We start from the raw sequence: 13,470 nt of genomic DNA, 5'->3' as shown, positions 1-13,470 counted from the left end.
CAATAATGGCAAAAGAGCTTCCAAGAGGGAACACGTAATGAAAATATTACTTTTAAATGAAAATCCAGTAGTTAATAAGCTAGTTACACTAAGTGCACAGAAGACTTCAGATGAGTTGGATGTGGTTAGTAATGTAGATGCTATAGGGGCTACTAATTATGATCTCTTAGTGATTGATGATGCCAAGTATAGTGATGAAATCATGCAAGAACTTAATGATAAAATAGTATTTAGTAAATCTTTATATTTATGTGTTAAGGATGCCAAGAAAGTAGAGGGTTTTACTTCAACTTTAAAAAAACCTTTTTTACCAACAGATTTAGTTGAACTGTTCGCAATTTTAGGAAATAAAGAAGAGAGTCTAGACGAAGATGACGAGAATATAGAATTGGATTCACCAGATGAATCTAGTGATTTATTTGATTTAGATGGTCTTGATGATGTGGATTTAGAAGAGCTAGGCGAGCTTGAAGAAATTGACGAAGACGATGAAATAAATATTGGAACAGAACTTGATAATCTCGACGAGCTAGAATTAGATGATGATTTAGAGAATCTAGAAGAAGATGAGGATGAATTGGACTTTGATGATCTAGATGATTTTGATGAAGAGAGTGGGGATAGTATTCTTGATAAAGATGATATTCAAGAGATTGAAGGTCTTTTAGAAATGGATGATGAAAATGAAGAGCCAGAAGAAGTAAGTTTAGAGTCTGAGGCTGAATCTAGCGAAAGTACAGAAGTTGATGAACTCGAAGAAGAACTAGAACTCGATGAAGAACTAGAACTCGAAGAGCCAGAAGAAGCAAATTTAGAGTCTGATGCTGAATCTAGCGAAATTAAAGAAGTTGATGAACTCGAAGAACTTGAAGAAGAACTAGAACTCGAAGAAGCAGAAGAAGAGCTTGAATTTGAAGAAGAACTAGAACTCGAAGAAGCAGAAGAAGAGCTTGAACTTGAAGAAGAACTAGAACTCGAAGAAGCAGAAGAAGAGCTTGAACTTGAAGAAGAGCTTGAACTTGAAGAAGCAGAAGAAGAGCTTGAACTTGAAGAAGAGTTAGAGCTTGATGAAGAACTAGAACTCGAAGAAGCAGAAGAAGAGCTTGAACCTGATGAAGAGTTAGAACTTAATGAAGAGCCAGAAGAAGTAAATTTAGAGTCTGATGCTGAATCTAGTGAAAGTACAGAAGTTGATGAGGCAGAAGATCTTGAAATCAAGATACAAAATGCTGTCGATGAGTTGAGTGAAGAAGATTTACAAAGTGAAATTGATGAAGATGTTTTATTTAGCATAGATTCTATAACTAGTCGAGATATTAAAATTGCTATTGGTGAAGAAGTACCTGAAGAGAGCATTAGTAAGCACACTCAAAGCACAGAAGTAAATGAACAGTTAAGCCCAGATGAATCTAGTTTAGATACAAATGAAGCAGAATTAGATGAAGAAGTTTCTGATTCTACAGATAATAATGATGGAGTAGAAGCTTTGAAAAAATTACTTAAAGCTCTCTCAAATGAAGATGTTGCAGCTTCATTAAAAGGCATGAAGATAAGTATTAATATAACTTTAGGTGACAAGTAGTGAATAATAATACAGGTGCAATTTTAGTTCTTTCAGGTCCAAGTGGAGCAGGAAAAAGCTCATTACTAAATGAAATTATTAATGATATTGGCGAATGCTATTTTTCTATATCAACGACAACTAGACAAATAAGAGATGGTGAAGAAAATGGTGTGCACTACTATTTTGTATCTGAAGAAGAATTCAAAAAAGATATAGAAGAGGACAACTTTTTAGAGTACGCTTTTGTGCATGGAAACTACTATGGAACATCACTCAAGCCTGTTAAAAAATCTTTAAATGAAGGCAAGTTAGTTTTATTTGACATAGATGTTCAAGGAAACACTTTGGTAAACAATAGACTTGGAGATATTACTACCTCAGTTTTTATATCTCCTCCAACATTATCAGAGTTAAAAAAACGCTTACAAGATCGTTCAACTGATGCCCAAGATGTTGTAGAACGTCGTTTAGAGATGGCAAAAAAAGAGATTCAGAGAATTAGCGAGTATGACTATTTGGTAATTAATGATAATCTTAAAGAAGCAGCAGATGTTTTAAGAACAATCGCCAAAGCCTCTAGACTCAAAGTTCCAGACAATGAAATAAATGAATTTGTGCAAAAATGGGAAGATATAGACTTATAACTGCAATATATTTATTTGATAAGAGAATTTACAGCAAATAGTAGATACAATTCAAGACTTTAATTTACAAAAGGAATAAGCATGGGAATGCCTGGTGGAACAGAACTATTAATAATATTAGCAATCGTAGTACTATTGTTTGGTGCGAAAAAAATACCTGACTTAGCAAAAGGTCTTGGTAAAGGAATCAAAAACTTCAAAAGTGAAATGAAAGAAATAGATGAAGTTGAAACTGCATCTACGGAAGCTCCAAAAAAAGTAGAAGGTAGTGAAGAAACTGCATCTACAGAAGCTCCAAAACAAACTACACAAGCATAGATCTTGAAACAACGAGTATCGGCGCTTTTGCGCGAAAAGTTTGGTCGTGAAGTTGTTTTAGAGAAGCCAAAAGATCGCTCTTTTGGTCACTTTGCTACCCCTATAGCTTTCTCTTTGGCTAAGGAACTTAGACAGTCTCCTATGAAAATTGCTGAAGAGTTAGCATCTTCTTTTAATGAATCAGAAATATTTACCAGTGTTGAATCAGTAAAAGGTTATTTGAATTTTCGCCTAAGTGAAAACTTTTTAAGCGAATATGCTACTTGGGCACTTGACAATGAAACTGATTTTGCAAAACAAGAGAAAAAAGAGAAAATTCTTTTAGAATTTGTTAGTGCAAACCCAACTGGACCTCTTCATATAGGTCATGCTCGCGGAGCTGTTTATGGAGATACTCTTTATAGATTAGCAAAGCATTTGGGTTATGATATTACAGCTGAGTATTATGTAAATGATGCTGGCAATCAGATAGACTTACTTGGTCTTTCAATTGCTCTTTATGCTCGTGAAAATATTCTCAACGAAACTGTAGAATACCCTGACTCTTACTATCGTGGTGATTACTTAGATGGTTTAGCAAATGGTGCAATAGAGAAATTTGGCAAAGAAATTTTCAATGATGAGACTCGTTATAAAGAGCTTGCACTATGGGCTAAAGATGGTGTAATGGAAATTGTTATAGATTCTCTAGCAAACTTAAATATTCATTTTGATACATTTGTAAATGAGTCATCTTTGTATAACGATTGGGACAGAGTAATGACTAAGATGGGTGATGGCATCTATAAAAAAGAAGATAAAATCTGGATAGCATCTGAAGCCAAGGGCGATGATAATGATAGAGTTGTTGTCCGTGAAGATGGTCGTCCAACTTACTTAGCAGGAGATATAGTTTACCACAATCAAAAATTTGAGCGTGGATATGATCACTATATTAATATTTGGGGAGCAGATCACCACGGATATATTCCTCGTGTAAATGCTGCTGTTGAGTATTTAGGTTATGACAGCAATAAGCTCGAAACACTTCTTTCTCAGATGGTTAGTCTTCTTAAAGATGGTGAGCCATACAAGATGAGTAAGCGTGCTGGCAACGTTATTCTTATGAGTGATATTGTTGAAGAGATTGGTTCTGATGCACTTAGGTTTATTTTTGCATCTAAAAAGAGTGATACGGCTTTGGAGTTTGATTTGGCAGAGTTTAAAAAGCAGGATAGTTCAAATCCTATTTTTTATATCCAATACGCACATGCAAGGATTAAAACTATCCTTTCAAAGAGTGACTTGAGTGAAAATGAAGTTATGTCAGCAACTCTAAAAAACTTAGATGAAAATGCAGATATTTTACTATTTGATGCACTACTTCTTCCAGAAATAGTTGAAGATGCATTTAGCTCAAGACAGGTTCAAAAACTTCCTGATTATTTAAAAGCACTTGCAGCATCTCTACATAAGTTTTACTACGATTGCAGAATTATAGGAACTAAGGATGAAGCAAAACTTCTTAAACTTCTTATGGTTGTGGGGCTATCACTAAAAACTGGTCTATCTCTTATGGGTATAACTGCGAAAGATTACATGAGTAAAGAGGAGGAATAGTCTTTTTACTCAGCTAGTTCCAACTCAGGATATAACTCTTTTATCTGATTTAGCTTAGATTTTGAAACTTGAACTAGGATTGGATTTTTACTTTTATCTAGCCAATTGACAATCTTTTTCATATTTTCTAAACTCATTGAAGTACAACCTGCAGTTGGTTCATCTTTAGCTTTTTCTACATGTAAGAATATGCAAGAACCTCTCCCTTTTAGTTGCTTTGAATTATGAGCTACGACAACACCCAACTCGTACTGATTATCATCTCTTCTCATATATTCAAAACTTTTAGGTTTTTCATATTTTAAATTAATTATTTGGTTATATGAGCTTGAATTAGAATCATCTACACAAATTAACTCTTTTGTCGCATGCAGATACTTCATTTTAAAATTTTTATTTTTCTCATAACCGAAAATTGAGTCAAGTTTAAATATTCCAATAGGTGCTTTCTTATCACCTTCGTACTTCTGAGGCTCTAATTCTTTCTGTTTTAGGGATGTTTTTCCAAGTCCCCATCCAAGACCATTTGTGCCAATATTGACTTCAAATGGCTTAAACACTCTTTTACCATCCTCAAAAGTGCTCAAGTTAGCAATGCTTGAATCGAAATCATTACTAACAACTAAAATTATCTGTTCACTAGAAAACAAGAATATTTGAATACTTATTATAATTAAGAAACTTTTTACCATAAAGTATGTTACTATTACTAAAATATGAAACAGATTAATATAATAGAAATGGAAAAGGTTATGAGCATAAAAATAAGAAAAGCAACTAGTGATGATTCAGCATTTTTAGCACAGATGATTTTACAAAGTTCTAGAGCTGGAAAAAAAGTTTGTATATATGATTTATTATTCGCTTCATATAACGATAAAGACACTTTAGAAAATTTAGAAAAATTAATAACAGCGACTGCAAAAAGCAACTGTCACTATAGTAACTTCTTAGTTGCTGAGATGGATGGAAAGTGTGTTGGTTCTCTTTGTAGCTATGAGCCGAGAATAGCAACTAAAGAAGTGTTTCGTAATGCTTTGCAAGAGATAGGTGTTGGAAATGAAAATAGTGAATATGAAGATATAGTCAATTATTGTGGTTTTGAGCTTAACACTAGAACTCTGATTTTTGATTTTATGGAAGAATTAGAAGGTTTTATAGATGTTGGTGTCTTAAAAGCACTTATGCAGAAGAGTCTTCTTACTGCAAGACTAAAAGGCTACAGGATAGCTCAAACAGTAGTAGAAATTGGTTCCCTAGAAACATTACTTTACTACAAGAAACTTGGCTTCAAAGAGGTTAATCAAAAAGAGTGTGAACTTTATAGAGAAAAGTTTGGTAGAGCAGGTTTCGTTTTATTAGCATACGAATTTTGATTGGTTTCACATAGAAATTTCTGCACTTTCTCTTCTACCTTCTCTTTTGGCTATCGCTTTAGCTCTGTATTCAAGAAATGTTCTTATATCGCTTTTTGGCGGTATTGTTTTAGGTTTTTTACTTTTAAATAATTTTGCCATCCTTGATTCAGTTGAATCAATTTTTTTACTTTTTACATCTCTGCTCTCAAAAGGGTGGATACTTAAAACTTTGGCCTTTGCTGTTTTAGTAGGTAGTATTATGGCTTTAGTTGAAAAGTCTGGCGGTATTGAAGGTTTTGTAGATTTTATGCAACATAGAGTATCTTTAGTTAAGTCTCCCCGTTCAGCTTTAATGTTAAGTTATGCAGTTGGTGTTTTTATTTTTGTAGAGTCATCTATTACAGCTCTAATAGCCGGTGCAGTTGGTAAGCCGTTCTGTCAAAAATACAAAATACCAAGTGCTAAACTAGCCTTTGTATGTGACTCAACTTCAGCACCTATCAGCTCTCTTATTATTTTAAATGGGTGGGGAGCACTTCTACTTGGATTGATAACTACTCAAGTGTCCTTGGGTGTTATCGACGTAAATGCGATTGATATTTTGATTGACTCAGTGTTATATAACTTTTATGCAATGACTGCTCTGCTGGTCACATTTATATCTATATGGTTTAACATAGATATAGGTCCTATGAAAAGAGCTAAACATGTACCTGCAAGTATTGATGTAATTGCAAATAAAAGTTCAAACATGTTCTATATGATTGCGCCAATTTTTCTTATGATTATTTTTGTATTTTTGTTTTTGTACATTACAGGAGATGGTAATATTGTAAAAGGTAGTGGCTCAAGCTCTATTTTTTACACTATGCTTAGTACGTTAATATTTACACTCTTTTATTTTGTTAGTACAAAAAACATGAGTTTATCGGTATGGAGCAAAACTGCTTTTAGTGGGGCTGTTAAACTTGTCCCAATCGCTTTGATACTTCTTTTTGCTTTCGCAATAGGTTCGGTGACTACAGAATTGAAAACTGGACAATATTTAGCTTCGTTAGTTAACGAAAACTTGAGTATTTATTTTTTATCTGCCGTTATATTTGTTCTTAGTTCTGTTATGGCATTTGCTACTGGTACTAGTTGGGGAACATTTAGCATAATGATTCCAGTTGCAGTTCCAATGGCAGTAGCAATGGATGCAGATATAGCTCTTTGTATGGGTGCGGTTATTTCTGGGGGTATATTTGGCGATCACTGCTCGCCAATCTCAGATACGACTATTATATCTTCAATGGCTAGTGAATGTGATGTTGTAGAACATGTAAAGACTCAGCTTCCATATGCTTTATTTAGTGGTTTGATTACTATAGTTTTGTTTATAGTCTTTAGCTTAAAACAGAATTTATAGAATATTTCATATCTTCATCTAGATTTTCCATAGAGCTTAACATCCATCTTAAGTAGCCTGCATCACTAGCTGCTACCTCCTGAAGAGTTTTACCTTTATGTTTTCCAAATCTAAATGATTTTATCATGATAGGTGTATTTGTTAAATCAACCATTTTCTCAACTGGGTTTTCACCTGGAAACTGTTTTGATACTTCATCTTTAAGTCTGCTAAGTAGAAGTTTTAAAATCAAAACATCACCTATCGCATCATGAGCCTTTACTACTACACCTAAAGAGTCAGCCTCTTTTTGCTCTTCTTTGTAAAGTTCCATTTTATAACGAAAGTATTGAAGTCTATGAGCATCTTCATCAGGTAAGATATGCTTAGCTACTCTTAGTGTATCTATAACTTTCATTTGCGTATTAAAGTCCTCTTTTTCAAGCATTCCTAAATCAAATGGTGCATTATGAATAATCATATAATTATCTTGCGTATTTAACTCTTGAAGTCTTCTGTATGAAGAACTCTCTTTACATGTAGGTTTGCCATCAATCATGTCAGGGGTAATTCCATGAACCTCCATAGCGCCAAAACTAATAGGAACATCAGAGCTAAAAAGCTCATTTTGTACCTCTACCACTTTTTCTCCTAAAACTATATACCCTAGCTGAATAACCCTGTCTAGCTCACCTGTTCCTGTTGTTTCTGTATCTAAAATTATATATCTTTTTGCCAAATATTTTTCCTTAACTATTTAAAAATGTGTCTAACATGTATTTATCGTGAGCATGTAAATACTCTGGACTTAGCCTCACTTGTATTGTTTCTTCTCCAATTTCATAGTTGCAAAATTGAATAAATTTCAATTGCGTAGTTTTTCCGTGAAACTCAAAGTTTTTAACTGCCAACGGCTCATTTAACTCTTCTAACAGATTTCTAATATCTCTTATTGAATCTGTACAAGGATGGAGGTTAAGAAGTTTAAAAAAAGTTATAAACTTTATACTCATATTCAAGTCATCATATGTAATATAGGTATTATATAAACCACGAGCCAATTTAAGTGCATTATCACTAAGTGGTTCTGACATTAATCTCTGTTTATTTATCTCATTACTAATCATACTTATATATTATATTTTTTCGTATTAAGACTGTATAAATACAGTTAATTATGTTACACTTTTATAAAAATCTGGGGTCTTTCATGACTAAACTCTTTTTATTATTAATATCTTTGTCTCTCTCTTTGGCTGCTTTGGAAATTAGACAAACCCCAATAAAATTTACAAAACTCAGGTATCAACTAACAAAAGAGTATATTAAAACTCACTACGAAATAGATGCAAACAACATAAATATAATACCAAAAATAGTAGTTGTGCACCACACTGCCATAGATGATTATAGAAAATCGTTAGCACGCTTTTCAGATGAAAAACTCCCGAGCGATAGACCAGACATAGATGATGGAAGTCCTAGTGTAAATGTTTCTACCCATTTTATGGTTGAAAGAGATGGCACCATACATCAACTTATGCCGTTAAAGTACATGGCACGACATGTTATAGGACTAAACTACAGCTCAATCGGGATTGAAAACGTTGGTGGAGAAAATTCTAAAGATAATCTTACCGAGGCACAACTTAAGGCAAATGTGAATATTATAGAATATTTGCAACAAAAATATGCAAGCATTAGGTATGTTGTAGGTCATTATGAGTATAGATGTTTTGAGGGTGATGATTTATGGCTTGAAAAGGACAAAAGTTACAGAACAAAAAAAGATGATCCGTCAAAAAGATTTATGGAAGAGTTATTTGGCAAATTAGACTCTTTTACAAGAGCGCCATGTGATTAGTTCACCTCTTATATACCTTTTTGTACTTGCTTTGGTTGCAACTTTTTTTAGTTTGCTAGAACAAAAAACAAAATTTAAAATATTTAAGTTTGTTCCGGCAGTTGTGATGATTTATGCTGCTAGCATGACTCTGGCAGGTATGGGAGTTTTCGAACAAAATGAACCCATTAATGAGATATATAAAAATACAAAAAAAAACCTCCTCCCTGCAATGCTGTTTTTAATGCTGTTGCAGGTTGATTTCAGGCACTTTTTTAAGCTTGGAAGGTCTTTACTTGTCTCATATGTTTTAGCGGTTCTATCTTTAGCTTTTGCCTTTGTAGTAGTTTCTTTGGTTTTTAATTTCAACCAAGATATGGCATCTGCTTTTGGAGCATTGGCCGGTAGTTGGATGGGTGGAACGGCCAACATGATTGCCGTTGGTTCAGCTCTAAATGTAAGTGATGTCGCATTTGGATTTGCTCTAATTGTTGATAGTGTTAATTACACAATATGGGTTATGTTTTTGCTGTTTTTGGTCCCATTCGCCTCTTATTTTAATAAATTTACTTCATCACAGCAGAGCACTGCTTATTTGGCAGAGATAGGTTGTGCATGTAATATTGGGGCAAAAAGGTATTGGCTTTTTGTGTTTTTGTCAGTCGGAGTTGCATTCTTTGTAAATACAATAGCCTATAAATTTCAAATATTAAACTATACAACCACCACTGTTATAATTGCGACAATTTTTGGAATTTTAGGCTCTTTTACAAAACTCAAAAATATAAACGGCTCAAGTGAAGTTGCAACTACAATGCTTTATATTCTTATAGCGCTTATAGGCTCACATGCGATTTTTGATAGTTTCAGAGATGTCGGTTATTATGTTTTTGCAGGTTTTATGATTTTGGTAGTTCATGCGACCATAATGGTTATGGGGGCTAAAATATTTAAGCTTGACCTCTTCTCTATCGCCATAGCATCACTCTCTAACATTGGTGGAGTCGCTTCTGCTCCGATACTTGCAGCAACTTACAACAAGGCACTTGTTAGTGTTGGAGTCTTGATGGCAATTATGGGTTATATTATTGGAACTTTTGGCGGTTTAGTTGTTGGAAATATTTTAATTGGAATTGCAAAATGAAGATAGCTAAAATAACAACAGAAGTTAAATATATAGAGTTAAAAACGCCATTTAAAACAGCTCTAAGAGAAACGTCACATGTAGAGTTTGTAAGAGTACATGTAGAGCTTGAAAATGGTTTAGTCGGCGTAGGGGAAGCTCCTGCAACTAAAGCTATAACAGGTGAGGGTATTGAAGATATTTTAAACTCTATTAATAGCGTAAAAAGAGATTTTATAAATTTTGATAATATTGGCTCAAGTGCAAAAGCAGCTCTTGATATGGCATATGTCTCACTGCAAGCAAAAAAGCAAAAGCAAACTTTTATAGAGTATTTTAATGCAACAGATTTAAGCCCTTTAAAAACCGATATAACAATAAGTTTAAACTCCTTAGATGTTATGTTGGAAGATGCAAAAAAAGCTTATGCAGAGAATAAGTCAATACTAAAAGTAAAACTAGGCAAAGATATAACTCATGCAATACAGGTTATAAAAGCAATATCTGAAGAACTCCAATTTGTGGAGATAATAGTAGATGCAAATCAGGCATGGAGCTTAAAAGATTCACTAAAATTTATAGATGCTATGAGAGATATAAATATAGAACTGATTGAGCAACCTGTAATCGCTTCAGACTTGAAGAGTTTAAAAAAAATTACAGAGTACTCACATATTCCAATACTTGCAGATGAATCAGTGTTTACACTAGATGATGCAAAAAAAGTTATAGAGTCAAAAAGTGCAGATATGATAAATGTAAAACTTATGAAGTGTGGTGGAGTGACTAAAGCAATAGAGATTTTGGAGTATGCTAGGAAAAATGGTGTTATATGCATGTTGGGCTCGATGCTTGAAGGTCCGTATTCTATAAACATTGCCTTACATTTAGCAATGTCTTACAGGGATGTTATAAAATATATAGATTTAGACAGCCCTTTGCTCTATAAAAAGCCGTCAAACGAGCTTGATTTTGAGTTTAACGGCTGCGAGATAGTTTATAACCAAGACCTGCAACATTAGTAGAAAAATCATTGCTAGTTTTTTGCGTAGTCTAAGAACAGGCCCTCTATGAATAAAAGGGTGCTGATAGAAACAGAGTTGTTTTTAAAGACTAAAAATTAAAACTCTGCTTTTTAAACACATTGAATTTAGTCGCAACTTCTTCTTTATCTAAACCCAATTTTTTAACAGCTTTTGGGTTAACTAAAAACCACCCTAAAACAACATCTACCCTATCTCCTTTAAGCAGTTTAAACTCTCTCTTTACAGCTCTTTTTTCATTAGCCTTAATCATAGTGTCTTTTATTGTTGTGTCGGCAACCCATGGCATAGCTGGCTTTGCATCTTTGCCTAGGACTCTCACAAAAATCTCTTTTTCAAGCTCTATAGTTTCGCTATCTCTTTTAACGCTTATCCTTAAAACTGCCAAACGCATAGGGTGAAGAAGTAGAGCATGTGAAGTTTTGTTGTCAATATTTACTATAAAATTGTCTATATTTCTCAAAACAGAGATATCAACATATTGAGTTAACATCTCAGAGTTAAAATGACTTCCAGCAAAACCGTGGAAAGAATGAGCTTTTGATTCATTAATACTTGAGGTGCTGCCTTTTACTTTTGGCATATGACAACTAACGCAGTTTGCTCCGTCCATCTCGTTGGCTATATTTGTGGAGCATACATTAAGATTATTTTTGTTCATCCTGTGTGAGTGACACCCAATACATACATTTCCATTTCGCATGTGCTCATTTGATTCTGTCTCTATCTTATGAAATGGTGAGTCAAGCCCTCTTTTTCTAGTTGCGTAGTACTTATTAGGAGTTTTATCAATAATATTCGTATTGCTATCCGCATGTAACTCTATACTTTTTATTCTGTGGCAGTATGCACAGCTGATAGCTTCTTGATGAGTCTCATTGTTTACATCAGCTGGTGCTTTCTCACCTTTTGTCAGCATTTTATCTAGATTGTTTGCTGCTGGAGTATGACATTTTCCGCATAAGTATCTGTTAGCCTTTGTATTTGCTGGATGCTTTGCCCAAACAGCTCCATGAATCACATCCTTGTCAGGTGTAGCGTTTGCATGCATAGAACCGTAGTACTCACTGTATATCTGAGTATGACAAGCTTGACACTCTTCACTTTTAGCAAACTCGTGAACAGCATCATTTGCAACTAGTGAGAGAGTGAAAAGAAATATGAGAGATAAAATCTTCATGTAAAAACCTTTTTTAAATTAATTTTAAAATAATACACAATTTATTGTTTAGCTTATATTAATAATTATATTTAGTTATCTGTCTTAGAGGTGTATTTAAGCCAAAAGAAGCCAAATAAACCTGAAAAAAGAGAAGCCACTAATATACCTACCTTCGCTTGAAAAATAAGTTCTTCGTTACCTAAAAAAGCTAAGTCTGCTACAAATATAGACATTGTAAAACCGATACCACCCAAAAATGCAACTCCAAAGATTTGACTCATTGTACTGTCTTGTGGTAGTTTTGCAATTTTAAGCTTTATAGCAAGCCAAGCAACTCCTGCAATGCCTGCTACCTTTCCAATTACCAAACCAGCCACAATCCCTAATGACACAGGTTCTAAAATAGTTTTGCCAATAGAAGAAAAATCTATTGATATTCCAGCATTTGCTAGTGCAAAAAGGGGGATAATAACTAAACTAACAGGCAGATGATGAGCATTTTCTAACCTACTTGAAGGTGAACTTACGGAGTTAATTCTGTCTTTTATATTTTGTAAAATAGCTTTTTGTCTTTCATGTATTGTAAAATCTTTTGATTCTGGATAGCTGTCATACTCATCAAGTAGATTTTTAGTATGTTGAGTAAAGGCTATTGGAGCGAGTTTTGGTTTAGATGGTATAGCCATAGCTGCTATAACACCTGCAATTGTCGCATGTACACCAGACTCCAGCATAAAAAACCACATAGCTAGGCCAGTTATAAAGTAGGGCAAAATAACATGAATACCAAACCTATTGAACATAAACATTACAAGAAAAGAAATACCTGCAAGCATAAGTGGCAGCATTTGAATTTGATCTGTATAAAATAGGGCTATTACAACAACTGCACCAAGGTCATCAACGATAGCTAAGGCTACTAAAAATGTTACAAGTGCAGGTGATACCCTTTTACCCAAAAGAACAAGAGCACTAATAGCAAAAGCAATATCAGTTGCCATAGGGATTCCCCACCCAGCAGAGGCATCACCAGTACTGTTAATACTAATATAGATTAGAGCAGGTAAAGCCATGCCTCCAATAGCAGAAAGAATAGGCAGCATGGCAACTTTTATATCTGATAACTCGCCTACTAATATCTCTCTTTTTATTTCAAGACCAACAGTGAAAAAGAATATAGCCATCAGCCCATCATTTATCCAATGGTGTATGCTGTGTGAGAGTTTCCACTCCCCAACATTAAAATCTATTTTTGTATGAAAAAAATTCATATAATCATCTGTTAGTGGAGTGTTCGCAAGAATCAGAGCAAAAATTGTCATACATATTAGTATTAAACCGGTTGTAGTTTGTGCATGTAAGAATGTTTCAAATGGAGTTGATACTCTCTTAAAGGCCTTTTCCCACGGTGCGTAAATTTTCATAAATA

Annotated in this window: 14 protein-coding genes; 9 read left to right on the top strand and 5 right to left on the bottom strand. The window is 34.0% G+C overall.

Annotated features, from left to right (window positions below):
- Positions 1-37 precede the first annotated feature (37 nt).
- From HUE87_RS10680 to argS, 4 genes are all read left to right on the top strand, one after another.
- Positions 38-1,582, top strand: coding sequence for a DNA topoisomerase IV (locus HUE87_RS10680; protein ID WP_194366373.1), 1,545 nt, complete (start codon positions 38-40; stop codon positions 1,580-1,582).
- Entirely contained in the window at positions 1,582-2,208 is a 627-nt protein-coding gene (gene gmk, locus HUE87_RS10675; RefSeq protein ID WP_194366372.1) for a guanylate kinase, read from the top strand. The genes HUE87_RS10680 and gmk overlap by 1 nt, the downstream gene beginning before the upstream one ends.
- An 81-nt stretch (positions 2,209-2,289) precedes the next feature.
- Positions 2,290-2,526: a twin-arginine translocase TatA/TatE family subunit gene (gene tatA / locus HUE87_RS10670; protein WP_194366371.1), complete on the top strand. Its 237-nt coding sequence runs from the start codon at positions 2,290-2,292 to the stop codon at positions 2,524-2,526.
- 3 nt (positions 2,527-2,529) lie between these two features.
- Entirely contained in the window at positions 2,530-4,125 is a 1,596-nt protein-coding gene (gene argS, locus HUE87_RS10665) for an arginine--tRNA ligase (protein ID WP_194366370.1), read from the top strand.
- Positions 4,126-4,130: 5 nt separating this feature from the next.
- Here the strand turns inward: argS and HUE87_RS10660 are convergent, their stop codons facing one another.
- A complete protein-coding gene (locus HUE87_RS10660) occupies positions 4,131-4,817 on the bottom strand; it encodes a L,D-transpeptidase family protein (protein WP_194366369.1) in 687 nt (228 codons plus the stop codon).
- A 60-nt stretch (positions 4,818-4,877) separates the two neighbouring features.
- Between HUE87_RS10660 and HUE87_RS10655 the strand changes: the two genes are divergently transcribed.
- Complete coding sequence (locus HUE87_RS10655; RefSeq protein WP_194366368.1) at positions 4,878-5,501, top strand: GNAT family N-acetyltransferase; 624 nt, start codon at positions 4,878-4,880, stop codon at positions 5,499-5,501.
- Between the two features lie 46 nt (positions 5,502-5,547).
- On the top strand, positions 5,548-6,891 hold the full coding sequence (locus HUE87_RS10650) for a Na+/H+ antiporter NhaC family protein (RefSeq protein WP_229855137.1): 1,344 nt from the start codon (positions 5,548-5,550) through the stop codon (positions 6,889-6,891).
- On the opposite strand, the gene HUE87_RS10645 is transcribed toward HUE87_RS10650, so the two are convergent.
- Entirely contained in the window at positions 6,869-7,609 is a 741-nt protein-coding gene (locus HUE87_RS10645) for a 3'-5' exonuclease (RefSeq protein ID WP_194366367.1), read from the bottom strand. The genes HUE87_RS10650 and HUE87_RS10645 overlap by 23 nt on opposite strands.
- Positions 7,610-7,619: 10 nt before the next feature.
- Positions 7,620-7,964: a hypothetical protein gene (locus tag HUE87_RS10640; RefSeq protein ID WP_194366366.1), complete on the bottom strand. Its 345-nt coding sequence runs from the start codon at positions 7,962-7,964 to the stop codon at positions 7,620-7,622.
- A 116-nt stretch (positions 7,965-8,080) separates the two neighbouring features.
- Here HUE87_RS10640 and HUE87_RS10635 point away from each other — a divergent pair, with 116 nt between their 5' ends.
- The 3 genes from HUE87_RS10635 to HUE87_RS10625 are packed head-to-tail and all read left to right on the top strand — an operon-like array spanning position 8,081 to position 10,858.
- Entirely contained in the window at positions 8,081-8,734 is a 654-nt protein-coding gene (locus tag HUE87_RS10635) for an N-acetylmuramoyl-L-alanine amidase (RefSeq protein ID WP_194366365.1), read from the top strand.
- Positions 8,727-9,857, top strand: coding sequence for a DUF819 family protein (locus HUE87_RS10630; protein WP_194366364.1), 1,131 nt, complete (start codon positions 8,727-8,729; stop codon positions 9,855-9,857). Before HUE87_RS10635 ends, HUE87_RS10630 begins: the two co-directional genes overlap by 8 nt.
- A complete protein-coding gene (locus tag HUE87_RS10625) occupies positions 9,854-10,858 on the top strand; it encodes a dipeptide epimerase (protein WP_194366363.1) in 1,005 nt (334 codons plus the stop codon). Before HUE87_RS10630 ends, HUE87_RS10625 begins: the two co-directional genes overlap by 4 nt.
- 91 nt (positions 10,859-10,949) lie before the next feature.
- Here the strand turns inward: HUE87_RS10625 and HUE87_RS10620 are convergent, their stop codons facing one another.
- Positions 10,950-12,059 carry a multiheme c-type cytochrome gene (locus tag HUE87_RS10620; protein WP_194366362.1) on the bottom strand — a complete coding sequence of 370 codons (1,110 nt, stop codon included), beginning with the start codon at positions 12,057-12,059 and terminating at the stop codon, positions 10,950-10,952.
- 71 nt (positions 12,060-12,130) lie between these two features.
- Positions 12,131-13,465, bottom strand: a complete 1,335-nt coding sequence (gene nhaA / locus HUE87_RS10615) for a Na+/H+ antiporter NhaA (protein ID WP_194366361.1) — start codon at positions 13,463-13,465, stop codon at positions 12,131-12,133.
- Positions 13,466-13,470: the final 5 nt, after the last annotated feature.

The sequence above is a fragment of the Candidatus Sulfurimonas marisnigri genome (genome assembly GCF_015265475.1).
GTDB lineage: Bacteria > Campylobacterota > Campylobacteria > Campylobacterales > Sulfurimonadaceae > Sulfurimonas > Sulfurimonas marisnigri.
Note: the sequence above shows the minus strand (reverse complement) of the source record. Positions and strands in the feature narration are given on the sequence as shown.